The sequence below is a fragment of the Pseudomonas campi genome (genome assembly GCF_013200955.2).
Taxonomy (GTDB): domain Bacteria; phylum Pseudomonadota; class Gammaproteobacteria; order Pseudomonadales; family Pseudomonadaceae; genus Aquipseudomonas; species Aquipseudomonas campi.
The window spans coordinates 34,727-57,517 of the sequence record NZ_CP053697.2 but is presented as its reverse complement, the minus strand read 5'-3'; the positions used below and the strand labels follow the sequence as shown (position 1 = coordinate 57,517).

The following is a 22,791-nucleotide window of genomic DNA, read 5'->3' as shown; positions in this document are numbered from 1 at the left end:
CATGTGCAGATATTCGAACGAGGTGTTCAACATGACTGCCAGTGGTATCAGCCCATCCGCCGTAGCAACCTTCGCCGGCCGCGAGCGGGAGCGCTTTATCGCGCGCAATCCGAAATCCGTGGCCCTGGCCGAGCGGGCGCGCAACTCGCTGTACGGTGGCGTACCGATGCACTGGATGGCGGACTGGTCGACCCCGGTGCCGCTGTTTGTCGAGCGGGCCAAAGGCGCGCGCTTCTATGACGTCGATGGCCACGAATACATCGACTTCTGCCTGGGCGACACCGGCACCATGTTTGGCCACTCGCCGGACCCGATCGCCAAGGCCATCGCCGAGCAAGGCAACAACGGCCTGACCACCATGCTGCCGGGCGAGGACGCGGTGGTCTGCGGCGAGCTGCTGGCCGCGCGCTTCGGCCTGCCGTTCTGGCAGGTCACCGCCACCGCCACGGACTCGAACCGCTACGTGCTGCGCTGGGCCCGCGCGATTACCCAGCGCAAAACCCTGCTGGTGTTCGACGGCTGCTACCACGGCACGGTGGACGACGTAATGGTGCGCTGCATCGACGGCGAAACCGTGCCGCGCTCCGGCCTGGTCGGCCAGGCCTATGACCTGACCGAGTACAGCCGCTCGATCCCGTTCAACGACGTGGCGGCACTGGAAGCCGCACTGGCCAAGGGCGACGTCTGCGCCCTGCTGTGCGAGCCGGCGATGACCAATATCGGCATGGTCCTGCCCGAGCCGGGCTTTATGCAGAAATGCCGCGAGCTGACCCGTAAATACGGCGCACTGCTGATCATCGACGAGACCCACACCATCTCCACCGATATGGGTGGCTGCACCAAACTGTGGAACCTCGACCCGGACTTCTTCGTGGTCGGCAAGCCGATTGCCGGCGGTGTGCCGTGCGGCATCTTCGGTTGCAGCGCGGCGATGGCCGAGGCCATGACCACTGCGCGTAAACGCGCCAGCGAAGGCAGCCACGGCCATGGTCATAGCGGCATGGGCACCACCCTGTCGGCCAACGCCCTGGCCATGCACTGCATGCGCGCCAACCTGGAACAGGTGATGACCCCAGCCGCCTACGCGCACATGCTGCCGCTGGCCAAGCGCCTGGCCGATGGCTTCCGCACGCTGATCGGCAAGCACGAGCTGAAGTGGTCGGTGACCGAGCTGGGCGCGCGCAGCGAGTTCCAGTTCTGCCCGGTCTCACCGAAGACCGGCGCCGAGGCCGAGGCGGCCTTCCACGACGAGCTGCAGATGGCCCTGCACCTGTACCTGATCAACCGCGGCATCCTGATCACCCCGTTCCACAACATGACCCTGTGCTGCCCGAGCACCACGGCGGAGGATGTGGATAAGCTGATCGGCATGCTCGACCAGGCCCTGACCGAGCTACTGGCCATCCCCGGCGCCCGCGAATGATTTGTAGGGTGGATGACGCTCTTTTCATCCACCAACAGGCCGCACCGACAACCGATTCCCACGGTGGATGGATAAAACGTCATCCACCCTACAGAGACCGCCACTATGCAATTCGCCAATCCCCAGGAAGCCCGTGACTTCCTCGCCGCCCACCCGGAAGTGCGCAGCATCGAGCTGATGCTGATCGACGCCAACGGCATCCCGCGCGGCAAGCTGCTGCACCGCGACGAGCTGCTGGCCATCTACGAGAACGGCCGGCCGCTGCCCAGCTCGATCCTGGCGCTGACCATCCAGGGCGAGGACGTGGAAGAAAGCGGCCTGGTCTGGGAAGTCGCCGACGCCGACTGCTGGACCTACCCGCTGCCCGGCAGCCTGACCCTGCAACCCTGGCGCACCACGCCGACCGGCCAGTTGCAGGTGAGCATGCACCCGACCCAGGGCCTGCCGGCCGCCCCGGCCGATCCGCGGCATGTGCTAGTGCGCGCCATCGACCGGCTCAAGGCCGACGGCTACCACCCGGTGATGGCGGTGGAGCTGGAGTTTTACCTGCTGGACAAGCAGCGTGATGCCAATGGTCGTCCGCAGCCCGCACTGCAAAGCAACGGCGTGCGCCCACAGGCGCCACAGGTGTACGGCGTGTACGAGCTGGAGCAGCTGCAGCCGTTTCTCGACGACCTCTACGCCGCCTGCGAAGTACAGGGCCTGCCGGTGCGCACGGCGATTTCCGAATACGCCCCGGGCCAGGTCGAGCTGACCCTGGAGCACCGCTTCGACGCGCTGCAGGCCATCGACGAAGGCGTGCGCTACAAGCGCCTGGTCAAGGGCGTGGCCAACAAGCACGGGCTGCAGGCCTGTTTCATGGCCAAGCCATTCGGCGACCTGGCCGGCAGCGGCTTGCACATGCACGTGAGTTTGGCGGATGAAAACGGCAACAACCTGATGGCTTCCGAGGACCCGCACGGCACGCCGCTGCTCAAGCACGCCATCGGCGGCATGATGGCCACGCTGAATGACGCCCTGGCGATCTTCTGCCCCAACGCCAACTCGTTCCGCCGTTTCCAGACCAACAGCTACGCGCCGCTGGCCAAGAGCTGGGGGGTGAACAACCGCACCGTGTCATTCCGCGTACCGGGCGGCCCGACCAAGAGCCGGCATGTCGAGCACCGTATCTGCGGCGCCGACGCCAATCCCTACCTGGCCGCCGCGGCGATCCTCGCCGGTATCCATCACGGCATCCAGAACCAGATCGATCCCGGTGAAGAAATCATCGGCAACGGCTACGAACAGGCCCGCGAAACCCTGCCCACCGACTGGCTGACCGCCCTGCGCGCCCTGGAGAACTCCAGCTGGGCCCAGCAGGCACTGGGCGAGGAGTTCCTCAAGGTGTTCCTGGCCATCAAGTGGAACGAGTTCCGCCAGTTCATGGGCGAAGTCGGCGAGCAGGATTGGCGCTGGTATCTGACCCACGCGTAAGCCGAGGGTGCGCCGTGCGCACCGGGGTCCCTACGCGGGGCCTGTGGTGAACACGCGGCGCACCCCTACGCAAAGCACGATTCTTTCGGGAGCCAAACCGCGGCACTGGTCAGCGGAGCCGCTGGTAGTGGTGGCGGTGACCGACCAGAACGGTGACGGGCTGGCCATTGACCTCGGCCTGTCGGCCGACAAGTCAGTCAGCCGCTAGAACTTCGCCACGCTGCTGGTCTTGTAGTAGCGCCCGGCGACACTGATACCGGCGCCGCCATAGGCCTGGCACTCCTCGCCAAAGGCCTCGAGCACGCGCATGTCGGCGCCATTCCACAGCAGTTCCACCGCACACTCCGTCGCCAGCCCGGCTTCATTCAGGCTGAAGTGCGGGCCGGCACCGCTGATGCTGCCGTGCAGCTCGCCGATGGCCGCCGGGCCGTATTCCTCGATCTGGGCACCGGCCCGCAAGGGGTTGAAGAACACCTGGTAACCATTACCTTTGCGCTGGATATCCAGGCTGCTCCACGCCCCCTGGCCGGCATAGCGCAGGTAATGCCCCTCGACCGTCGCGGCCAGCGCCGGGTAGTCCACAACCGCGGCGAGCTTGCCCAAATTGTGCCGCGTCGCCGGCCCCTGCAGGCCATTGTCCAGCGCCACTTCCAGCCAGGCGCGAGCCATGCCGGGGTCGCCGGCCTTGAGATTGGCCAGCAGCAGATTGTTCAGCGCCAGCTCCTGCTGTGCCGTATCGCCTTCCTCGGAGCGTCGCAGTTGCCGTTCGAATGCCTCGATGGCCTCGGCATAGCGTCCCGCCTGGTAGGCGCTGCTGCCGGCCTGGTTGCATTGGGCGGCGCTGTCGCACGTCTGCTCCGCCGCAGTGCACAGAGCGCCGAAAGGGAGCAGCACCAGCAATACATAACGCCGCAGGTTGAACATGGGGGAAACCTCCTGACAGGGCCAAGGCCCAGCTTAGCCGGCGCCGAGCGACCCCGACACACAGCCGCCCCGGCGGCCACAAACTTGCATGCCAGGCCGCGCTGGCAAAGCGAAGATCACCAGCAGCACCTATAACAACAAGCAGACCCGCAGGACTGCAAGCGCCAGCACATACCTTATCTGCCAATGAGAAACACATGGAACTTGGAACCAACAAACTGTCGATGACAGTCCTGATGACCCCGGATATGGCCAACTTTTCCGGCAATGTCCACGGTGGCACCCTGCTCAAGTACCTCGACGAAGTGGCCTATGCCTGTGCCAGCCGCTACGCCGGCAGCTACGTGGTGACCCTGTCGGTGGACCAGGTGATCTTCCGCGAACCGATTCACGTCGGCGAACTGGTGACCTTCCTCGCCGCGGTCAACTACACCGGGCGCACCTCGATGGAGATCGGCATCAAGGTGGTCACCGAGAACATCCGCGAGCGCTCGGTGCGCCACACCAACAGCTGCTTCTTCACCATGGTCGCGGTGGATGATCGCGGCCAGTCACAGCCGGTACCGGTCTTGCAACCGGCGACCAGCGACGAGCAGCGGCGTTTCACCCAGGCCCAGCAACGCCGGGCCATCCGCGAAGAGCTTGAGCAGCGCTATCGGGTGCTGAACGCCGAAGGCTAAGAGCGACCGCGCTCGCGTAGGGTTCGCCGCACGCACCGGGACCTGACGCAGACCTGAGGCACGACACACCCTACGCAAGCGCTTAGTGGCGCCCCGGCGCAATGCCGGGGCAGCCCGCTCTCAACCCGGCACCACCTCGGCCTGCCGGCGCAGCGACCACAGCCACTCCAGCCCCCAGATCAGCAGCAGCGAAGCGCCCACCAGCGGGAACAGCACGCCGAGCAGCAGCATGATCGCCACCCCACCTTTCCACAGCGGCAGGTCGTGACGCAGCGGCGGCACACCGAAACGCCCCTGCGGACGCCGCTTCCACCACATCAGCAAACCGCTGAGCGAACCCAGCAGGATCAGCAGGCAGACGGCGAGCATGACCAGCTGATTGGCCAGGCCGAACAGCTTGCCTTCGTGCAGCTTCGCCCCGCTCTCCACCGTACGCGCCACCAGACCGTAGTCGGCCCAGCGGATATCGGCCAGCACCTGGCCGCTGTACTGATCCAGATGCAGGGTGGCGTCATGCCGCGGGTCGTCGGCGAACAGGGCGATGGTGAACACGCCGCTTGCATCTGCCGGCAGGGTCACGCTGTAGCCGGGTGCCACACCCAGACGGCTGGCCGTGTCGACCACCTGCTGCAGGGCGATGCGTCCGCTGGCCGCTGGCGCCACGCCAGCATCACCATGGTGCGCGGCATGGCTGGTGGAAACCGGCAGCGGAGTGTTCTCCACCGCCCAGGCCACGGTCTGATCCGCCGCGCTGTTGAGGCTGCGTGCCTGCACGGTCGAGGTCGGCACGTCGGTCCACATCGCCGCCGGGAAGTGGTTCCAGGCGCCGGCGAATTTCTCGCCCCAGAAGCCGGTCCAGGTCATCCCGGTGAGCAGCATGAACAGCAACAGGGCGCTGCCCCAGAAGCCACTCACCGCATGCAGATCGCGCCACAGCAGACGCCCACGGGCCGACAGGCGCGGCCACAGCACACCGGCGCCACCCTGGCCGCGTGGCCACCAGAGGTACAGACCGGACACCACCAGCACCACGCCCCAGCCGGCGGCCAGCTCGATCAGGCGATCGCCGACAGTGCCGATCAGCAGCTCACCGTGCAGGGCGCGGGCGATGGCCTGCAGGTTGTCCTGGGCATCCTGGGTGCCGAGTACGGCGCCGCTGTAGGGGTCGACGAACAGGTTGAGCTTGCGCCCATCCAGCGTGGCGACGAACTGCGCGCTGCGATCGGCGGCGGGCGCCGGCAGGTACTGGCTGACCTGCGCCTGCGGGTAGGCCTGCTGCAGACGCTGCAACTGGGCATCGGCAGACAGCGCCACAGTGCCCGGCTGTACGTTGAGCAGCTCGGGGTACATCAACTGATCGAGCTGCGGTTTGAACAAATAGACAATGCCGGTCAGCGCCAGCATCAGCATGAACGGGATGACGAACAGGCCGGCATAGAAGTGCCAGCGCCAGGCCAGATTGTAAAAAGATGGGGTGCGTACAGTCATAGGACGGTTGCCTCGTATCGAACAGCTTCGGCGCCGCCGCCCGCTGGACAGGACGACGGCATGGTGCGCCAGCGGCCTTGCACAGGCAGGGCGCGCGGGCGGGACACAAGCGAATCAGCTCGACAGCACGGGCGGCGCGCGCGGGTGGGCAGCGGGAAAGGGTGGCGCGGCGTGCGGCGCCGCGACCTGATGCTGCACCGCATGCACGGCGGCCAGCGGGGCGCGGGCAAGCACCGGCGGCAGGCTGGAGGTCAGCGCCGGCGAAGTGAACAGCAGGGTGCAGTAACCGCACTTGGCCCACAGCGCATCGTGGCCGCCCGATGCATGCGAACTGCCATCCTCGGCCGCGCAGCTCAGCTCGCGCATCCAGCCCGGCACAGGCCCCTGCCCGGCCGGCACCAGCACCTGCGACAGCAACGGGCCGCACACCAGCAGGAACATGGCCAGCAAGGCGAGGCGAGTAGCACTGAGCGGGTGAGTCGAAGGCAAAGGGCGCATCCGGCTGGGTGAGTAAAGCGCGCGCTAACGGCGCAGCTGCAAGCTTAGCTGCGATCAGCCCGGCGGGGGTAGCCAGGGCAGGCAGCGGCGCCGCTGTTCATCGCGCAACGGCCCGTCGAAACAATAGGCCTGCAGCTTGCCATCCCAGAACGGCCGGGACTGTGGGTAATAGGGGTTGGCACTCGCCGGCACGGCTGTGCCCAGGGCATTGAACAATGACAGCTTGGCATCCAGGTCGTGCAACCGCGCCAGGTAGCGATTGAAGTCGGGCATGGCGACACTCACCAGAATCGCCCCCACCGGGTTGCGCCAGCGGCGCCAGGTGCTGATGGCGGTATCGCTGACGACTGTCTGGCGCTGGGCAAAGGCGGCGGCATCCAACTGCGAGTCCGTGGCCACGCGCAGGTAGCTCGGCAGAGTGTCGTTGATGCTCATACGCGACTTGAAGGCCAATCGCAGGCGCCAGGCGGGAACCTTCTTTGTCGGGGCCGGCCCGCGCAAGGAAGTGGCAATCAGCGCAAATTCGCGACGCATGGCGTCGTGCAACGACCGCTCCGCGCGACTCAGCGCCGCTTCGGCGGCGGGTTTGGGGATGAGTCCGGCGCGGTAAAGCAGGGCCAGGCCATCCAGGTTCTGCTCCAGCAGCCCGATCAGCATTATCTTGAGGATCAGATTGTCCGCGCGCGCCAACCAGATACGTTGCTGACGGATATCCCCCTGCAACAAGGCCAGCGCCGCCGCACCATTCCCCTGCTCGGCCAGCAACAGGGCCTGGACCCCGCGCAACTGGGCAGCCTTGCCCAGAAACGGGTAGGCCAACAGCGGCTCGCTCTGGCTCGGCAGACTTAGGGTGCGGTAATCCTCCAGGGCCAGCAGCTGCTGGTAACGCTGCAGCAGTTCGTCGTGATCACTCAACAGGGCGGCCAGTGTCGCCGGTTCCTGACGCAACCGCGCCAGGCAACCCAGCTTCGCCAGGGCGCACAGCTCGTCACCGGGCAAGGCCAAACGTTCCGGCTCATCCACGGCGGGCATGGCCTGTGCTGGGCCGTGGCTGGCCAGCCATTGACGGTGCGCCACCAGCCGGCTGCGCCCGGCAGCCTGCGGCTCACTACCCGCCGGGCTGTCCAGGCCGAACAGCTGGTAGTAGGCGGCGCTGTCCCCCTCGACCTTAGCGACCTGCTCCAGCCAGCGCTGCGCCTCGGGCAACAGCGGTTCGTCATACAGCCAGAACGCCACACCGCTGCCCAGCAAGGCCAGCGTGACAATCACGGAGATCAGCCATTTGTTCATCGTGCTCATCGACTGCTCACCCCTGAACCAGGCTGAAAGGGCGCGAGCGTTGCGACAGGTCGCTAGCCGACAGTTCGAACATCCGTTGGCTGATTAGCCGAACAGTCGTGCAGCAGGTCGTGCAGTGCATGGAAATCCTTTTCGCGAGAGGGGGGGTACAAGACGGCCACGCTAACCAACCAGCCGGTCGCCCACAAGACTCAGAGCTGCACGCAGCGCCCAGAATCCTTCTGTGGCAGCGGCCCGTCGAAACACATACGCCCCTGCTTATCCAGGCGCGGCGGCTGCTTGGCGTAATACGGATTACCCCGGTGCGGCAGAGCCACCAGCTGCGCCGCCGTCACTGACCCAGACGGCAGTTGCAGACTCAGGTTGACCAGCTTGATCTTGCTGTCGAGGTCCTGCACCCGGCCGACATACTCGACGAAGTCGGCACCGGCAATATCCAGCAGGATATTGCCGACACGGTTGCGCAGGCCGGTATTGGGCACCGGCAGCTGCGGCTTTTTATGCACCAGGGCAGCGAAGGCCGCGGGTTCGGTTCGGGACAGCTGGATCACCTGACGATAGGGCATCAGGCTGGCATTGATAGTCATCTGCGGTTTGTAGTCGAGCCACAGCGAAGCCTCTTCCAGCAGAGAGGGAATATCTTCCTCGCGCAGATTCTCCAGCATCACCGCTCCCAGCAGGAATTCACGCTGCATGGCCAGGCCCAGAGAACGCTCGGCCGGCCTCAACCTCACCACCGGGGTGGGTCGCGGCACCATCCCTGCGCGATGCAGGCGCACCAGCCACTCCAGGTTGCGGTTGAGCATGGCTACCAGAGTCATCTTCATGACCAGCTGATCGGCCTTGCCCAGTTGGCGGCGTATGCCCGCCTGGTCCTCCTCAAGCAAGGCCAGCGCCGCCTTGCCCTCGCCAGCCAGAGCCAGTTGCAGGGCCTGCAGACTCAGCAACTGCTGGGCGCGCGCCAGGTACAGCAGCGGCGGCAACGGCTCACTCAGCCCCGGCGAGCTAAGCGTGCGGTAGTCCTGCAAGTGCAGGAAATAGCGGTAACGGCTCAGCAATGCCGCGTGTTCGGCCAGCACCTGTGGCAAGCGCTCCTGGCGTTGCAGCAGGCTGGTAAAGCAGGTGGGCGCCTCGATCGAACAGAACTCGTCGCCAGCGGGCAGCAGCAGGGTAGCTTGCGCCGCAGGCTGGAAGCCCTGCGCCGGGCCCTGGCTCGCCAACCACTGTTCGTAGGCCTGCAATCGCGCCGCGCCCAGAGCCGCCGGCGAGTGCCGCAGCGGTGCATCCAGACCGGCCAGAAAGACATAAGCGGCGCTCTGTGCCGGCTTGCTGCGTGCCTGCTGCAGCCATTGCTGCACTTCGGCACTGGACGGCTCGTCACGCAGCCAGAGAAAGGCTCCACCGGCGAACCCCAGCACCAGCGCCAGCCCAACCAAACCCTTGATCACCCGCATCGCCGCCTCTCGCCCCAAGCACTGCGCGGACGCTAACCAACAACACCGCTTATCGCAAGCCGGGCTGAGCGCGACCAACAGGATCGGTTAAGCTGCCCGGGTTACCGCTGGAGTTGTCATGCTGAGCCTGACCGATCTGACCCTGCTGCTGTTGTGTGCCGCCATCGCCGCCTGGTTCTGGCGCGGCCACGGTATTCGCGAGCGTGCCCTGGAGCTGGTCAAACGCCACTGCGCCAAGCTGGATATCGAGCTGCTCGACGGCAACGTCGCCCTGCGCCGCCTGGCGCTGCTGCGCGATGCCCGTGGCAATCGGCGCCTGGCCCGGCTCTACGATTTCGAGTTCACCGTTACCGGCGAGCAGCGCCTGAGTGGCAGCATCAGCATGTTCGGTCAGCAACTCGGGCGCATCGAACTGGACGCCCATCCGTTCCAGGCGCCGGCCGCCTTCGATGACAAAGTGATCCAGCTGGATGACTGGCGCCGCAATCACCCGAAGGCAGACGAGCAGCGGCGCATCGACTGATCTCTACAGCAACCCGAAGGCCCGCAGGCTGGCCTTGCCCAGCTCGATGCGCCGGGGAAGATCCTGCTCGCTGCCAATCGGCATATTCAGGGCGAAGCTGTACAGCCGACCATCCTGCTCCAGCCAGCCCACCCACCAGCCAACATCCGGTTCGACGGCCGTGGCCCAACCGGTCTTGCCATACAGTTTCCACCCCGGCCCCTGCTCCAGCAGGCTGATTTCCCGCACCTGCGCCTGCACGCCGGGGGCAAAGGGCAGCTGGTCCTGGGCCAGGCGCGCGAGAAACTGGCTCTGCTCGATGGCGCTGATGGCCAGCGGCCCGTCCAGCCAGAAGCGATCCACTACCGCCCCGACCTGGCCATTGCCGTAGCCGAGCGCCGCCACCTGCGCCTGCATGCGCGGCAGGCCAATGCGCCGCGCCAGCTCCTGGTAGACCGGCACATTGGATAGCTTGATCGCCTCGCGCAGGCCCATGTCGCGCTCCCAGGTCTTGAGGTAGCGCGGCTTGCCGTCGTAGGGGAAAATCTCGTCGACGCTGCCGACCGCCCCGCTGGCCAGGCCAATCAGGCTGTTGGCAATCTTGAAGGTGGACGCGGGCACGAAGCGAATCTGCGCGCGCTGGCGGTCGTGGCCGCTGAAGGTGCCGTTGGCGACATCGTGCAGGACGAAGGTGCCGCGGACCTGTACCGCCTCGAACAGCGGCTTGAGCGCAGGGTTCTCCTGCATCTCCACGGCCTGTAGGGAAGCGCTCAACAGCAGTGCCAGAGCGCAGAGGAGGTGTTTCATGCTCACTCCTGAATCAGCGATGGCGCGCTAAAGCGCACCGGTGGGCGGCGCAAGCCGGGCGCATATCTGCTGCCAGAGTTCGCGGCAGGCATAGGTCATCGGCCGGCGCAGCAGCCGGCATTTGCCGCGGTGCCAACGTCCGCGCTGCTGGTTACGCCGGCATTCCTCAGCCAGCCACTGCGGGTCGAAACCGCTCCACTCGCCGGCCACGCTCCAGGCATTGCGCCAGACCACCGGCGCCACTTCGTAGTAGAAGATCTGCTCCAGCTCGGCAAGCGCCAGGCCGCTGTCACGCAGGGTGCGCACGATGGCGTCGAGCGTCGTGGCATCGGTCTCGGTATCCAGCCACAGATCGGCCAGCGCCAGCCAGACGGCCTCGCGGTTGGCCGGCATCTCAGCTGCGCTGCAGGAGGAAGTCGAGCACCCGCTGCGCGCTCTGCGCCGGCTGCTCCTGCATGAAGCAATGCCCGCCCTCGACCTGCTGCTCGCGCACCGCCGGGTTGCTCGCCGCCAGACGCAGCGCCGACTTGCCGACGAAGGCATAGCTCTTGACCCCATGCAGCAGCAGGGTCGGCGTATGCACCTTGGCCAACGATGGCCACAGGCGCTTGGGGAAGGAGCTGAAGATATCCACCTCGCGGCTGGGCCGGCATTTCAGCTCGACGCCGCCCTCGTCCACATCCTTCAGCGCGTGCTCGACATAGGCCTGCAGGGCCTCGTCGGCCCAGCCGCGGAAGATGCCGCGGCCCTGCAGCAGGGAGAACGCCGTGGCGCGATCCGGCCAGTGCTTGCGCCGCGCCGCCGACTTCTTCGCCATGACATTGCGCCGGTGCAGGCCGAGCAGTTCGGACAGGCCCATGACGCCGATCATCGGCGGGCTGAACAGCACCGGGTCGAGCAGCACCGCTCGCTGGAACAGCTGTGGATGGTGCGCCAGGATCAGGCTGCTAAGAACGCCGCCGAAACTATGCCCGAGGGCAAAGCGCGGTACCGCGCCGAAGATCCCGCGGCCGGCCTCGAAGGCCTCCACAGCCAGCTCGGCGCTGCGGTTCCAGCCATGGAAACGGCCGCCGTGCTCAGTTTCACCGTGGCCCTGGACATCGCACAGCCACAGGTCGAAATGCTCGGCGAGCAGCGCCAACATGGGCTCGTAGGTACGCCCGCAAAATCCGTTGCCATGCAGGAAGTGCAGCAAGGGCTTGCCCGAAGGCGCGCTGTGCCAGCCGGTCAGGGTGAAGCCGGCGGAACTCGGGTGGGACCAGGGGAGCAAGTGCATGGGGAAGGCCGCAGAGAAAGTCTGCGGCTAGTGTACCCAGCACGCTTGAGCGCGTCAGGCGGGTAAAGTCGCCGAATGCTCGGCAATAAAGCCATCCAATAGCCGATTCAGCGCCTCGGGCTGGTCCAGCGGGGTGGCATGCCCGGAATCGGCGATCACCTCCAGGCGGGCGTTGCGCAGCTGCGCCACATAGGCCTGCTTGTAGGCCAGCGGGGTGTAGTCGCGATCGCCGGCCACCACCAGCAAGGGTGTCTCCACCGCCTGCACCGCCGGCAAACTCGACCAGCCGGGAATCGCCCGCATGGCATGCATATAGGAGGTCTGCTCGTTGCCGGCGATGCGCTGCGTCACCAGTTCGCGCAGGGCCTGCTGCTCCGGTTTGGGGAACAGCTTGCCGGCCAGCATACGCGCCAGCCCCGGCAGGCCGAACAGGCGCACCAGACCCAGGCGCAACCAGACCTGCAGGCGGATGCGCCAGGAGTCGACGATGAAACTTGGCGCGCTGTTGATCACTACCGCGGCGCGCACCAGCTGCGGTTGGTCGGCGAGCAGCTGGAAGGTCAGCATGCCGCCCATAGAAATGCCGACCAGGATGCACGGCTGGATCTGCTTGGCGCGAATGAAGTCGGCAATATCCGCGGCCAGCTCGGCCATGCTTACCGGTGCGCGCAGCGGTTCGCTCTGGCCATGACCCCGCACATCGAGGGCAAAGACCTGGCAATAACGCGCCAGATGCTCAATCTGCGGTTGCCAGTCGAGCAGGGATGAACCCAGCCCGTGCACCAGCAGCACCGCCTCACCCTGACCCTCGCTGATATAGGCAAAACGCCCACTGGGCAAATTTATATAGTCCATATCCAGGCACTTCCCTTGAATAATAAATGGCCGAGAAAGTTCGTTACCCGGGAAGTCCGGATAATTAAAAAATTGCACTCTCGGATAACTAATTAATTGTCGTTGCGGATAAATCCGGCTATTTGCCTTGCCCCGGCAAACCCCCTAGAATCGTGCCGCGCCAGTTCGAGAATGGATCATGTACAGCATTACCAACCCCACCCAGGCACGTAGCAAGAAAGCCCTTGAGCGCTTTCTCAATGTCGCCGCCGAACTGCTGGCGAACAATCAGTTCGAGGAAACCGGTATTTCCCAGGTCGCCCAACTCGCCGAATCCTCGGTGGGCACCTTCTACCGTCTGCTCGGCGACAAGGACATGCTGCTGTACGCCGTGCATGACCGCTTCGTCGAGCAAAACCGGCTGGCCATTGACAGCCTGGTGGCCGAGCTCGGCAGCCAGGATCTGTCCCTCGAGGCGCAGATCGAAGGCCTTATCCAAGGCATGATCCGCCTGTTCGACGGCAGTGAAGGCCTGCTTCGCGCCCTGATCCGTCGTAGTTCGGCCGACCTGCAGTTCCGCCAGCGCTTCCACCAGCTCAACGCCTACATCGGCCAGACCTTCTGCCACATCGCCCTGGCGCGCCGCAGCGATATCGGCCACCCGCATCCCGAACAGGCCGCCGACCTGGCCGCGCACATGCTGCTCGCCGGGATGAACTACTTCACCATGGTCGGCAGCCTCGGCGTGACCCCCCGGGAAGTTGTTCCCGGGGAACTTTCGCGGCTGATCTGCAATTATCTGGAAGTTACCCACGTCTAACGTCGACTGTCGCGGCGTAATTGTGCCGGGGTGAAATCCGTCGGTTTAAGGGCAATATCGAACTGATCCGCCGGCTCTTCATTGGACAATATGCCAATGACATAACGGCCGCCGATCAAGTCATATACCGCATCGCCCTTGGTCCAGATCAGCGGCTGGTCATACATATTGATGGTGTAGGACTCGCCAAGGCGCCAGAGGTTGTCGCGGTTGTCGTAGTGGTCGACCACCAGGATCTGGTAGCTGTCTTCGTCGAAATAGAAGTCGCGCTGCTTGTACTGGTGGCGCTCGCCGGCCTTCAGCGTGGCGCGCACATGCCAGACGCGGTGCAGCTCGTAGCGCAGTAGGTCAGGGTTGACGTGGCCAGCCTTGACGATGTCGCTGTACTTGTTGGTCTTGGCGGCGAAGCGGTAGTTGTTGTACGGCACATACAACTCTTCCTTGCCCACCAGCTTCCAGTCGTAGCGATCCGGTGCGCCGGAGAACATGTCGAAGTTGTCGGTGGTGCGCATGCCTTCGGAAGCCGTGCCGGGCGAGTCGTAAGCCACGTTCGGCGTGCGCCGCACACGCCGCTGGCCAGCGGCGTAGAGCCAGGCCAGACGCGGTTCCTTGACCTGGTCGACGGTCTCGTGGACCAGCAGTTCGGTACCCGCCAGACGCGCCGGCGCCAGCACCGACTGGCGGAAGTAGAACAGCACGTTGCCGTTATCCTTGCTGGCGTCGCCGGCATCCTGGTTGAACAGGAACAGGTCCTCGATCTGGGTCATGAAGTAGTCGCCGCTGGCATGCGGCACCGCCTGGGCGTAGTAGCGTTTGACGCTGTCGCCACGGTAACGCACCAGGTGGTTCCACAGCACTTCCAGGGCCGACTGTGGAATCGGGAAAGGCGTGGCGGTCTTGAAGTCGGCGATGCCGTTGCCGCCCTCGATCAGCTTGGCGCTGGTGGCATTGCCCTTGATCGCTGCATACACCTTGTCCGGGTAGGAGGCCGAGCGGCGGGTCGGGTAGACCTGCAGTTTCCAGCTGTCCGGATAGCGCGCCAGCATCGCCAGCTGGCCGGGGCTGAGCTGTGCCCGGTACTGCGCGACATTGGCGTGGCTGATGCTGAACAGCGGCTGGTCGGCGGCGAACGGGTCCTTGTAGCCGGCCACCGGGTCGAAGGCATCGCTGCGCGGCGCCAGGCCACCGTCCCAGGCGGGAATGGTGCCGGCGGCATTGCCGGCCTTTTCCGCGCCCAGCGGGGTGAGGTCCTGACCCAGGCGCGCGGCCTGTTCGGCGCTGACTTGTGCCTGTACCAGGGGAGCGGCCAGGAGCATGGCGGCCAGCAAACCGGTGTGGAGAAATCCTGTTTTGTACATGTCGGTTCGTCCCTTGGTCAGAAGCTGTATTTGACGTTGAAGCTAAGGAAGTCGCGGTCGGTACGCTTGTTCGATAGACCGCCGCCGCTGTAGTCGACGTACTTGGCGCCGACAGTGAAGGACTCCTTGTAGATCGCATCGAGACCCAGCGAGTAACTCTGCGCCTCTTCATCCAGGCCGTTGGTGAGCTGGGGGGCGACGCCGTTGATGCTGTACTGGTAGCTGACGTTGGGCACCAGGTTCACCAGGTTGAACACGTTGGTGTAGGTCAGCTGCAGACTGACCTGGCCGCCGTAGGCGCTGCTGGTGGCTTCGTAGTAGTCGACATCCGACTCCAGCCCCTGCACGCGGCTGGCGACCAGCTCGGAGAACAGGGTTGCCGAGTCGGAGCCAAGCACCCCGTTGAAGTTGTAGATACCCACCAGCGAGGCCTGGTACATGTCCTTCTCGCGGTAGCCATCCAGCTTGCTGCCCACCGGCAACCCACTGAGGCTGCCGAGCAGGGCATCCGGCAGGTATTCGTTGAGACCGAGGGCGATCGGTGTATCCGGCCGGTAGCTCAGCTCACCGGCCAGCGACAGGCCATTGAAGATGCTGTCACCACCAATCGAGGTGTTGAAGCTGATGCCGAACAGGTCACGCTTCTCCAGGTACTCGGCGTAGTAGCGCGAGCTGCTGGCATCGGGCAGCACGCCGGCGCCCGGCAGGGTCACCGGCTGACCAACCGTCAAGCCGATCATCGGCACCTGCATGTTGTAACGCAGGTAGTAGAAACCCAGCTCGGTGTCGTTCAGCTCCGGCACATACCAGCGCAGGGCCGCGCCGTACTGCGCCGAATCGTCGCCGTCGATGTCCTTGCCACGCTGAATGAAGGTGCTCGGCAGGTAACCACGCAGTAGATCGTTGACGAAGCCGGGCGGCAGGCTGTCGGCATAGGCCTGGGCCGCTGCCGGGTTATCGAACGCCAGTGGCTCGCCGACCAGCCCGGTTGCCGCCTCCTGCAGAGGCGAGGCGGACAGGTAGTCGCAGCCTTCACCGAGGACATCGAGGGTCGAATAGTAGGTACCGCAGGGGTCGATCTTCGACGCTTCCCAGGCCCAGCCCGGCTGCCAGTAGCCTTCCAGTGTGAGGTTGTCGCGCAGTTCAAAGGAGCCGGAAACCATGAAGGTCGGCATGTAGGCCTCCTTCACTTCCGAACCGGGCGCGCGCAGGGCATTGATGTCCACCGGGTTGGTGGCGCCGATGCCGTTCTGGTAGTACAGGCCCTCGCCCCAGTTGATCACCTGGCGGCCGAGACGGGCATTGAGGTCACGCTCGTTGACCGTCCAGCTGCCGTAGACGAAGGCATCGAGCAGATCGGCGCTGGAGCCGGCCTCTTCCAGGCCGTCATTGCTGATCTCGCGATGGCGGCGCTGGTCGTCTTCCAGCTCGAAGTCATAGAAGGTGCGGCCGCGGACGAACACGCCGTAGCGATCTTGGTAGCGCAGGTCCAGCTCGGACACCGCCTTGACCACTTCGGAGAACAGTTCGCCCTTGCGGAAGTTGAGGTTGCCGTCGTCCGAGTTGATCAGCCCGGCATTGTTGCCCTTGCCGCCATTGGCGCGGGCGATCAGCTTGTTGTCCTGATCTTCCATGCGGTAGCTGACGCCGTAGGACAACGTGGTATCGAGAGACGTGGTCCAGTCACCCGAACGCACCTGAAACGCCTGCGCCACTCCTATGGGCAGCGTGCCGAGCAATGCCAGACCAGCAAGTGCAAAACCCTTTCCTTGGTAAGTCACGATGACCTCCAGCTGTTGTTTTTATCGGAATCGGAACATCGGTTCCGAATCAATTTAGCTCTGCCACCGGACTCTGGCAAGACCACCTCGTTATTTTTTTGCCACCGCCTTTGCCACTTAGCTGTGCCAGCCATCGCATGACGTAAAAATGGCGCCAATAAAACGAGCATTTCCGCAAAAGCCGGCGTCTACTGCCTTGCCACTCACAGAAAGCAGGAGCAGCTGTATGCCGACTGCCTATCTCGCTCGTCCTCTTCTCACCGCCGCCCTGATGCTGGCCGGCACGACAGCCCTAGCCGAGTCGCGCTGCAGCGATAACACCCTCAGCCAACCGGCCACCCTCATCTGCAGCTACAAGACTCTCTCGATCGATTCCGGCAGCGCCGGCAAGCGCAAGGTGGTCTATCAAATCCCGACCGGCAAGGCACCGGCAGGTGGTTGGCCGGTGGCGCTGCTGTACCACGGCTCCCTGGCCACGGTGAACAGCTTCAGCTACCGCAGCGACATGCCCTACGGCGCCTATTATCAGGGCAAGCTGGTAAAGGCCTTGTTGGACAGCGGCTATGCGGTCGTCGCCCCCAACGCCCTGACGGCCAAAGATGCCTGGCAGACCAATGCCCCCGAGTACGCCAGCAACTACCAGCAAAGTAACGACTACCTGTTCTTCAACAACCTGTTCACGGCCATCGCCACTGGCAAGTTCGGCCCACTGAACAAGCAGCGCCAATACGCCGGTGGCATGTCCAGCGGTGGCTACAACACCAGCCGCATGGCCATCTCCTTCCCTGGCAAGTTCAAGGCGCTGGCCATCCAGTCGGCGTCCTATGCCACCTGCGTCGGGGTGCGCTGCGAAGTGCCGGCATTGCCGGCCGATCATCCGCCCACCCTGTTCGTGCATGGCCAGGCGGACTGGATCGTGCCCTGGACCAGCATGCAGCCGTACCACGACCGTATGCTCTACCAGGGCCTGAAAACCGCGCTGTATAGCGAACCCAGCGGCGGCCATACCTGGTTCGCCAGCAGTCCGGGACAGATACTCAACTGGTTCAACCAGCATCCCTGAACCGCTGGTCGCCAGCCCTCTCCAGGCGGATTTCTCGATCTCTTTGGCGAGCGCTCTAGCTCGCCGACTTCCCCGAAGAAACTGAACCGTTATCCGTACAGGCCCCGCGCTCCGTGGCCTTCAGCCACTTGACGGAATCGGAATTCCGGTTTCTATTAAAAGTGCGGTACATAATAACAACGGAGAAATACTGCCATGCACACTGCCCGCTTTCGCCGTTTTACCCCCTTGTTCGTCCTGCTTCTGGCCAGCCTGCTACACGACACGGCTGCGGCCGACTCGCGCTGCAGCGAACGCAAGAAGAGCCTGCTGCTACCGGCCAAGGTCAGCTGCAGCTACCAGTCCACCTGGATCGACTCCGGCCTGGTCGGTCAGCGCAAGGTGATCTACCAGACACCCCTCGGCACCCCACCCGCCGGCGGCTGGCCGACGGTGCTGATCTACCAGGGCTCGTTCTTCCCGCTGGATAACTTCACCTACTACAGCAACCAGCCGTTCGGTGGTTTCTACGAAGGCAAGCTGGTGCAGACCCTGCTGAACAACGGCTATGCGGTGATCGCGCCCAGCGCCCCGGCCGATCTGTTCTGGCAAACCAACCTCCCCGGCCTGGCCCAGGCCTATGAGACCAGCACCGACTACGACTTCCTCGGCAACGTGTTCGACGCTATCGCCAGCGGCCATTTCGGCCCGCTGAACAGGCAGCGCCAATACGCCACCGGGATTTCCAGCGGCGGCTACAACACCAGCCGCATGGCGGTGTCCTTCCCCGGCAAGTTCAAGGCCCTGGCCATCCAGTCCGGCTCCTACGCCACCTGCGGCGGCCCGCTGTGCGTAGTGCCCAACGAGCTGCCGGCCGACCATCCGCCGACCTACTTTCTGCATGGCTTCGTCGACATCGCGGTGCCATGGTGGAGCATGGATCTGTACTACGAGCGCCTGCTCTACCACGGCATCGAAACCGCGCGTCACACCGAGCCCCTGGGCGGTCATGAATGGTTCGCTGGCTCGCCCGGCAAGATTCTCGCCTGGTTCAACGGCCACCCCTGACGGCTGCTTGCGGGCAGCCCCGGCGCTGCCCGCTTCCCCCTTATCTGCCCACCTGCACCCGGCTCGATCCGTTCGCGGCCGTCGACCGGGCGCGCCCCGGAGTCCGTATGCCGCAACCCCTCCTCAGCCTGCTCCTGAGCATCTGCCTGGCGCTGTTCTGTAACCCCGCCAGCGCCAACCGCACAGACGCCGCGCCCGCCCACCTGCACCAGTTGCGCCTGGCCGTGCTGGGCTCGCTTGGCGACTTCTACCTGCTCTATGGAATCGATGCCGACCCGGCCCATAGCCGCTCGCTGGAACGGCGCATGGCGCTGGCCGACGTGCAGCTGGCCCTGCTCGCCGAAAGCAGCGATGTGAGCGCTATCCGCCAGCCCTGGCACAGCTATGCCAACCTGCTCGGCGAGCTGAATCGCCGGCTGCAACAGCAGGAGGATCCGGATGGCAGTGCAATCGCCGAGCTGATTCGTCTCAATGGCCAGCTGATGACGCAGTGCGATGCCCTCGCCAACAGACTGGATCAGCCGCCCTTGCCCATCCCGGATGACCTGACGCAGCGCGGCCGCAATCTGGAACTTCTGCTGCAGCAAATCACCACCCATTACATCGCCTACAACGTCGGCGCCAACAGCCTGGGTGGTGATCTGCCAGCAATCGACCAGCTGACCGAGGAGTTCGACGGAGCGCTCAAGACATTGCTACCCGCCACGCCACAGAGCCACGAATACCAGCGCCTGCTCGGCGAAATCGACTCCAAATGGCGCTATATCGAACCGTCGCTGCGCAACTATCAAAGCTCGGCGATTCCGTCGCTGGTCAATCGCTACGGCGCGCGGATCATCGAAGCCATCGCCAGGTTGCCGCTGGCCAGGGCCGAGAGCGGGGCCAGCGTCAGTCGCTGAGCCGGCAGGCGCGCATGCCGCGCTGCAGCTCGGCGGCGTTCTGCGCTTCGCTGAAGATCAGCTCCAGCCGCGAATCCTTGCGCCACTCGCTGCTCTGCCAGTGCAGCGCCTGGCCGTGCAGGGCGTTGGCGGACAGCCAGCCGGCGTTGCTCTGCAGCACCAGCTTGGCCCGCCGCCAGGGCAGGCCGCCCAGCCACTGCTGCACACGCAGCAGCTCGAAGCGCTGGCTCGGATGCCAGCGCCAGCCGATGCTCCAGCCCTCGGCCTGTTGCTGGATCTGGCAGATCGGCTCGCCGGCATCACGCCATAGCGCCGCGACGGGCGCCTGACCCTGGGGCAAAGCCACAGCCTCAGCTGCCTGACCCGCCCGGCTCGCATGACCGGGCAAGGCGCTGAAATCCAGCTGCCCCTGACTGGTCCAGAGCATGGGTAGTGCAGGCAACTGCCCACGCAGTTGCTCACGGGCGGCTTCGCCCAGCGCTTCGGCCTTGTTCAGCAGCAGCAGGCCCATGCTGCCCAGGGCATCCTGCTGCGCCGCCGGCAGCGGCTCACCGGCGGCCAGCGCGGCGGCGTCCAGCACCATCACCGGCGGCTGCAGGGCCAGCACATCGCGCCAGGGCAACTCGCGCAGTTGCTGCATCAGCTCGGCGGGATGGCCCAGACCCGAAGGCTCGATCAACAAACGATGCGGCCGCGCCTGACGCAACAGGCGACCCAGGCCGACCTGGAACGGCGCACCGTTGACGCAGCACAGACAGCCGCCGGCCACCTCAGCTAGGCTGATGCCATCGGCCGCTGTGGTCAGCAGCGCGGCATCCAGGCCGATCTGGCCGAACTCGTTGATCAGCACCGCCCAGCGCTCATCCGCCGGCTTCTGCGTCAGCAGGTGGCGGATCAGGCTGGTCTTGCCGGCACCCAGTGGGCCAGTGATCAGATGGGTCGGGATATTCGTCAGCATGGCCCTATGGTGCGGTTTTGCCGCCGCGCAGAAAAGGCTAAAGTCGCCCCTTTGCACACAAGGACAAACGGGATGCGTTCGATTGCTGTCGTATTGCTGCTGGGGCTGGCGAGCCAGGCCTGGGGCGAAGCCTGCGTGATCCACAGCCAGGGCAACCAGGTGGCTGTGAAGATCTGCCAGCAGAACCGCAGCATCCCGGCCAACCTGTTCCGTGGTGGCTTCTGCGCGCCGCAGCTGCAAGGGCAGAAGGTCGAGGTCAGCTTCGTCGAACAATGCCCCAACGGCGCCTTCGGCGAGTGCCGCAACGCGCGGGTCGGCGGCACGCCCTATCAGCAGGACATCCACTACTACGGCATCGAAACCGACGCGCGCTACCTCAAGCCGGCCTGCGAGCAGCAGAGCAAGGGCGTTTGGATGGCGCGCTGAGACACCCAGGTCTTGTTAGCTGGCCACTCCTAGACGAGCGCCACATCAGGCTCCAAGCACTACGCCGCCTCGACCACCCAGGGCCCGAACGGATCAGGTAGGCGCATCCAGGCCTCGGGACCGGCGGCCATCTCGGCGTCGGTCAGCAGGCAGTCATCCAGCTCACAGCGCAGCAAGGCGAAGTCGATCTTCTGGCCGATGAACACCAGTTCCTGGCGGCAGTCGCCGACCGCGGCATCCCATTTGGCCATCAGCGTGCGCAGCCCTTCTTCGTCCTGCGGCCACTGCGCCTTGGCCACGAAGCGCCACCAGCGCCCGGCATAGCCATGGCGCATCAGGCCGCCGGCCTGCGACCAGCTGCCGGCTTCCTGGTATTGGCTGGCCAGCCAGAAGAAGCCCTTGGAGCGCAGCAGGCGACCATTGACCCACTCGCGATTGAGGAAGGCGAAGAAGCGCTCGGGATGGAACGGCCGGCGCGCCTGATAGGCGCTGGAGGCGATGCCGTATTCCTCGGTTTCCGGCACATGCTCGCCGCGTAGCTGCTTGAGCCAGCCCGGTGCCTGGGCGGCGCGGTCGAAGTCGAAGCGGCCGGTGTTGAGGATCTTCGCCAGCGGCGCCTGGCCCATGACCATCGGCAAAATCTCGGCCTCGGTATTCAACCCACGCAGGATGGCGAGCAGCTCCTCCCGTTCTGCGCTGGAGATCAGATCGGTCTTGCTGATCAAGATCACGTCGGCAAACTCCACCTGTTCGATCAGCAGGTCGGTGATCGAGCGCTCGTCTTCCTCACCGAGGGTTTCGCCACGGCTGGCCAGGCTTTCGGCGGCATGCAAGTCGCGCAGGAAATTGACCCCGTCGACCACCGTCACCAGCGTATCCAGGCGCGCCAGGTCGGCCAGGCTCTGGCCCTGCTCGTCGCGGAAGGTAAAGGTCTCGGCCACCGGCAGCGGTTCGCTGATGCCGGTGGACTCGATCAGCAGGTAGTCGAAGCGGCCATCGCGAGCCAGTCGGGCGACCTCTTCGAGCAGATCCTCGCGCAGGGTGCAGCAAATGCAGCCGTTGCTCATCTCCACCAGCTTCTCTTCGGCACGATTGAGGCTGACATCGCGCTGCACCGCGCTGCCATCGATGTTGATCTCGCTCATGTCGTTGACGATCAGCGCCACGCGCAGGCCGTCGCGGTTCTTCAGCACATGGTTGAGCAGGGTGCTCTTGCCGGCACCGAGAAAGCCGGACAGCACGGTGACGGGTAGACGCTTGTTCATGGGGAATTCCTCGCTCGCCATTGGTCTTGGCTGGGCACGGCTGGGTGGTGTCAAATGCGCTTCTATTTTTGTTATAACATAACCAATACGCTCAGCAACACACCGCCCAATAGCGATGCCGTAGCCGCCGCCACGTGGCTACGATTTGCCTCTCAGCAAAATGAGCTGAAGCACCGCAGCGGCTCAACCAACTTGGTAGCGCAGACACTTCCGCGTCTGGCCATGGACAATGGGTTTCACGTGGAACTGCCGCGGACGAGGACGTTCGTCATCCAGGCAACAGCTGGACAGCTCACCAACAAAAGACAAATAGAGCTTAATATGCAGGCAAAAGTAGCGAATACGCGGCCATCATCTAATTATTGATGGGTGCCATTAATCCGGCCACTCGGCCAGCTCAGCGCTCGAAGCTCTCGCTACAGGTGACATGCGCGGAAAATGTACACAGCGCAACGCGGGACGGACATGCACTGACGACGCTCCGCCAGCCTGCTACCGTGCAGCACAACAGTGAAA

At 64.7% G+C, this 22,791-nt stretch carries 23 protein-coding genes; 10 read left to right on the top strand and 13 right to left on the bottom strand.

What is annotated here, in order from left to right:
* Nucleotides 1-31: 31 nt before the first annotated feature.
* The gene (locus HNE05_RS00250; protein WP_173210906.1) at nt 32-1,423 is read left to right on the top strand and encodes an aspartate aminotransferase family protein; all 1,392 of its coding nucleotides are present in this window, start codon (nt 32-34) and stop codon (nt 1,421-1,423) included.
* Between the two features lie 105 nt (nt 1,424-1,528).
* On the top strand, nt 1,529-2,896 hold the full coding sequence (locus tag HNE05_RS00245) for a glutamine synthetase family protein (RefSeq protein WP_173210904.1): 1,368 nt from the start codon (nt 1,529-1,531) through the stop codon (nt 2,894-2,896).
* Between the two features lie 204 nt (nt 2,897-3,100).
* Here the strand turns inward: HNE05_RS00245 and HNE05_RS00240 are convergent, their stop codons facing one another.
* Nucleotides 3,101-3,820 (bottom strand): tetratricopeptide repeat protein, encoded by a 720-nt coding sequence (locus HNE05_RS00240; RefSeq protein WP_173210902.1) that lies wholly within the window; start codon nt 3,818-3,820, stop codon nt 3,101-3,103.
* Between the two features lie 197 nt (nt 3,821-4,017).
* On the opposite strand from HNE05_RS00240, the gene HNE05_RS00235 reads away from it, so the two are divergent.
* A complete protein-coding gene (locus HNE05_RS00235) occupies nt 4,018-4,500 on the top strand; it encodes an acyl-CoA thioesterase (protein ID WP_173210900.1) in 483 nt (160 codons plus the stop codon).
* A 120-nt stretch (nt 4,501-4,620) separates the two neighbouring features.
* On the opposite strand, the gene HNE05_RS00230 is transcribed toward HNE05_RS00235, so the two are convergent.
* From HNE05_RS00230 to HNE05_RS00215, 4 genes are all read right to left on the bottom strand, one after another.
* Complete coding sequence (locus HNE05_RS00230) at nt 4,621-5,988, bottom strand: PepSY-associated TM helix domain-containing protein (protein ID WP_173210898.1); 1,368 nt, start codon at nt 5,986-5,988, stop codon at nt 4,621-4,623.
* Between the two features lie 114 nt (nt 5,989-6,102).
* Nucleotides 6,103-6,477, bottom strand: coding sequence for a DUF2946 domain-containing protein (locus tag HNE05_RS00225; protein ID WP_173210896.1), 375 nt, complete (start codon nt 6,475-6,477; stop codon nt 6,103-6,105).
* Nucleotides 6,478-6,540: 63 nt separating this feature from the next.
* Nucleotides 6,541-7,785 (bottom strand): hypothetical protein, encoded by a 1,245-nt coding sequence (locus tag HNE05_RS00220; RefSeq protein WP_173210894.1) that lies wholly within the window; start codon nt 7,783-7,785, stop codon nt 6,541-6,543.
* 191 nt (nt 7,786-7,976) lie between these two features.
* Entirely contained in the window at nt 7,977-9,239 is a 1,263-nt protein-coding gene (locus HNE05_RS00215) for a hypothetical protein (RefSeq protein ID WP_173210892.1), read from the bottom strand.
* 118 nt (nt 9,240-9,357) lie between these two features.
* Here HNE05_RS00215 and HNE05_RS00210 point away from each other — a divergent pair, with 118 nt between their 5' ends.
* Nucleotides 9,358-9,762 carry a DUF3301 domain-containing protein gene (locus HNE05_RS00210; protein ID WP_173210890.1) on the top strand — a complete coding sequence of 135 codons (405 nt, stop codon included), beginning with the start codon at nt 9,358-9,360 and terminating at the stop codon, nt 9,760-9,762.
* Between the two features lie 3 nt (nt 9,763-9,765).
* Here HNE05_RS00210 and blaOXA read toward each other — a convergent pair whose 3' ends face one another.
* From blaOXA to HNE05_RS00190, 4 genes are read right to left on the bottom strand one after another with little or no spacing between them, the layout of a single operon-like run.
* Nucleotides 9,766-10,548: a class D beta-lactamase gene (blaOXA, locus tag HNE05_RS00205; RefSeq protein ID WP_173210888.1), complete on the bottom strand. Its 783-nt coding sequence runs from the start codon at nt 10,546-10,548 to the stop codon at nt 9,766-9,768.
* Nucleotides 10,549-10,575: 27 nt separating this feature from the next.
* Nucleotides 10,576-10,941 carry a DUF7079 family protein gene (locus HNE05_RS00200; RefSeq protein WP_173210886.1) on the bottom strand — a complete coding sequence of 122 codons (366 nt, stop codon included), beginning with the start codon at nt 10,939-10,941 and terminating at the stop codon, nt 10,576-10,578.
* A gap of 1 nt (nt 10,942) precedes the next feature.
* Entirely contained in the window at nt 10,943-11,824 is an 882-nt protein-coding gene (locus HNE05_RS00195; protein WP_173210884.1) for an alpha/beta fold hydrolase, read from the bottom strand.
* A gap of 54 nt (nt 11,825-11,878) precedes the next feature.
* Nucleotides 11,879-12,679 carry an alpha/beta fold hydrolase gene (locus tag HNE05_RS00190; RefSeq protein WP_173210882.1) on the bottom strand — a complete coding sequence of 267 codons (801 nt, stop codon included), beginning with the start codon at nt 12,677-12,679 and terminating at the stop codon, nt 11,879-11,881.
* Nucleotides 12,680-12,857: 178 nt separating this feature from the next.
* On the opposite strand from HNE05_RS00190, the gene HNE05_RS00185 reads away from it, so the two are divergent.
* Nucleotides 12,858-13,478, top strand: a complete 621-nt coding sequence (locus HNE05_RS00185; RefSeq protein ID WP_173210879.1) for a TetR/AcrR family transcriptional regulator — start codon at nt 12,858-12,860, stop codon at nt 13,476-13,478.
* Here HNE05_RS00185 and HNE05_RS00180 read toward each other — a convergent pair.
* Together HNE05_RS00180 and HNE05_RS00175 are read right to left on the bottom strand one after the other, a co-directional pair.
* On the bottom strand, nt 13,475-14,836 hold the full coding sequence (locus HNE05_RS00180) for a DUF1329 domain-containing protein (RefSeq protein ID WP_173210877.1): 1,362 nt from the start codon (nt 14,834-14,836) through the stop codon (nt 13,475-13,477). The two genes, HNE05_RS00185 and HNE05_RS00180, sit on opposite strands and share 4 nt — an antisense overlap.
* Nucleotides 14,837-14,853: 17 nt before the next feature.
* On the bottom strand, nt 14,854-16,617 hold the full coding sequence (locus HNE05_RS00175; RefSeq protein WP_173210875.1) for a DUF1302 domain-containing protein: 1,764 nt from the start codon (nt 16,615-16,617) through the stop codon (nt 14,854-14,856).
* A gap of 226 nt (nt 16,618-16,843) precedes the next feature.
* Here HNE05_RS00175 and HNE05_RS00170 point away from each other — a divergent pair, with 226 nt between their 5' ends.
* The 3 genes from HNE05_RS00170 to HNE05_RS00160 all read left to right on the top strand — a co-directional run bounded on the left by HNE05_RS00170 (nt 16,844) and on the right by HNE05_RS00160 (nt 19,626).
* Nucleotides 16,844-17,680: an extracellular medium-chain-length polyhydroxyalkanoate depolymerase gene (locus tag HNE05_RS00170; RefSeq protein WP_240008792.1), complete on the top strand. Its 837-nt coding sequence runs from the start codon at nt 16,844-16,846 to the stop codon at nt 17,678-17,680.
* A gap of 195 nt (nt 17,681-17,875) precedes the next feature.
* Nucleotides 17,876-18,727 carry an extracellular medium-chain-length polyhydroxyalkanoate depolymerase gene (locus tag HNE05_RS00165; protein ID WP_173210873.1) on the top strand — a complete coding sequence of 284 codons (852 nt, stop codon included), beginning with the start codon at nt 17,876-17,878 and terminating at the stop codon, nt 18,725-18,727.
* A 107-nt stretch (nt 18,728-18,834) separates the two neighbouring features.
* Complete coding sequence (locus tag HNE05_RS00160) at nt 18,835-19,626, top strand: hypothetical protein (RefSeq protein ID WP_173210871.1); 792 nt, start codon at nt 18,835-18,837, stop codon at nt 19,624-19,626.
* Here the strand turns inward: HNE05_RS00160 and HNE05_RS00155 are convergent.
* Nucleotides 19,616-20,584, bottom strand: a complete 969-nt coding sequence (locus tag HNE05_RS00155) for a CobW family GTP-binding protein (protein ID WP_173210869.1) — start codon at nt 20,582-20,584, stop codon at nt 19,616-19,618. The genes HNE05_RS00160 and HNE05_RS00155 overlap by 11 nt on opposite strands.
* A 72-nt stretch (nt 20,585-20,656) precedes the next feature.
* Between HNE05_RS00155 and HNE05_RS00150 the strand changes: the two genes are divergently transcribed.
* Nucleotides 20,657-21,010, top strand: coding sequence for an NADH:ubiquinone oxidoreductase (locus HNE05_RS00150; protein ID WP_173210867.1), 354 nt, complete (start codon nt 20,657-20,659; stop codon nt 21,008-21,010).
* A 59-nt stretch (nt 21,011-21,069) separates the two neighbouring features.
* On the opposite strand, the gene zigA is transcribed toward HNE05_RS00150, so the two are convergent.
* Nucleotides 21,070-22,275 (bottom strand): zinc metallochaperone GTPase ZigA, encoded by a 1,206-nt coding sequence (gene zigA, locus HNE05_RS00145; RefSeq protein WP_173210865.1) that lies wholly within the window; start codon nt 22,273-22,275, stop codon nt 21,070-21,072.
* A gap of 54 nt (nt 22,276-22,329) precedes the next feature.
* Here zigA and HNE05_RS00140 point away from each other — a divergent pair, with 54 nt between their 5' ends.
* A complete protein-coding gene (locus tag HNE05_RS00140) occupies nt 22,330-22,641 on the top strand; it encodes a hypothetical protein (protein WP_173210863.1) in 312 nt (103 codons plus the stop codon).
* Nucleotides 22,642-22,791 lie beyond the last annotated feature (150 nt).

Excerpts from the sequence above, each read along its gene's own strand:
- HNE05_RS00250 (WP_173210906.1), top strand. The coding sequence starts at position 32 with ATGACTGCCAGTGGTATCAGCCCATCCGCCGTAGCAACCTTCGCCGGC.
- HNE05_RS00245 (WP_173210904.1), top strand. The coding sequence starts at position 1,529 with ATGCAATTCGCCAATCCCCAGGAAGCCCGTGACTTCCTCGCCGCCCAC.
- HNE05_RS00240 (WP_173210902.1), bottom strand. The coding sequence starts at position 3,820 with ATGTTCAACCTGCGGCGTTATGTATTGCTGGTGCTGCTCCCTTTCGGC.
- HNE05_RS00235 (WP_173210900.1), top strand. The coding sequence starts at position 4,018 with ATGGAACTTGGAACCAACAAACTGTCGATGACAGTCCTGATGACCCCG.
- HNE05_RS00230 (WP_173210898.1), bottom strand. The coding sequence starts at position 5,988 with ATGACTGTACGCACCCCATCTTTTTACAATCTGGCCTGGCGCTGGCAC.
- HNE05_RS00220 (WP_173210894.1), bottom strand. The coding sequence starts at position 7,785 with ATGAGCACGATGAACAAATGGCTGATCTCCGTGATTGTCACGCTGGCC.
- HNE05_RS00215 (WP_173210892.1), bottom strand. The coding sequence starts at position 9,239 with ATGCGGGTGATCAAGGGTTTGGTTGGGCTGGCGCTGGTGCTGGGGTTC.
- HNE05_RS00210 (WP_173210890.1), top strand. The coding sequence starts at position 9,358 with ATGCTGAGCCTGACCGATCTGACCCTGCTGCTGTTGTGTGCCGCCATC.
- blaOXA (WP_173210888.1), bottom strand. The coding sequence starts at position 10,548 with ATGAAACACCTCCTCTGCGCTCTGGCACTGCTGTTGAGCGCTTCCCTA.
- HNE05_RS00200 (WP_173210886.1), bottom strand. The coding sequence starts at position 10,941 with ATGCCGGCCAACCGCGAGGCCGTCTGGCTGGCGCTGGCCGATCTGTGG.
- HNE05_RS00195 (WP_173210884.1), bottom strand. The coding sequence starts at position 11,824 with ATGCACTTGCTCCCCTGGTCCCACCCGAGTTCCGCCGGCTTCACCCTG.
- HNE05_RS00190 (WP_173210882.1), bottom strand. The coding sequence starts at position 12,679 with ATGGACTATATAAATTTGCCCAGTGGGCGTTTTGCCTATATCAGCGAG.
- HNE05_RS00185 (WP_173210879.1), top strand. The coding sequence starts at position 12,858 with ATGTACAGCATTACCAACCCCACCCAGGCACGTAGCAAGAAAGCCCTT.
- HNE05_RS00180 (WP_173210877.1), bottom strand. The coding sequence starts at position 14,836 with ATGTACAAAACAGGATTTCTCCACACCGGTTTGCTGGCCGCCATGCTC.
- HNE05_RS00170 (WP_240008792.1), top strand. The coding sequence starts at position 16,844 with ATGCCGACTGCCTATCTCGCTCGTCCTCTTCTCACCGCCGCCCTGATG.
- HNE05_RS00165 (WP_173210873.1), top strand. The coding sequence starts at position 17,876 with ATGCACACTGCCCGCTTTCGCCGTTTTACCCCCTTGTTCGTCCTGCTT.
- HNE05_RS00160 (WP_173210871.1), top strand. The coding sequence starts at position 18,835 with ATGCCGCAACCCCTCCTCAGCCTGCTCCTGAGCATCTGCCTGGCGCTG.
- HNE05_RS00155 (WP_173210869.1), bottom strand. The coding sequence starts at position 20,584 with ATGCTGACGAATATCCCGACCCATCTGATCACTGGCCCACTGGGTGCC.
- HNE05_RS00150 (WP_173210867.1), top strand. The coding sequence starts at position 20,657 with ATGCGTTCGATTGCTGTCGTATTGCTGCTGGGGCTGGCGAGCCAGGCC.
- zigA (WP_173210865.1), bottom strand. The coding sequence starts at position 22,275 with ATGAACAAGCGTCTACCCGTCACCGTGCTGTCCGGCTTTCTCGGTGCC.
- HNE05_RS00140 (WP_173210863.1), top strand. The coding sequence starts at position 22,330 with ATGCGCTTCTATTTTTGTTATAACATAACCAATACGCTCAGCAACACA.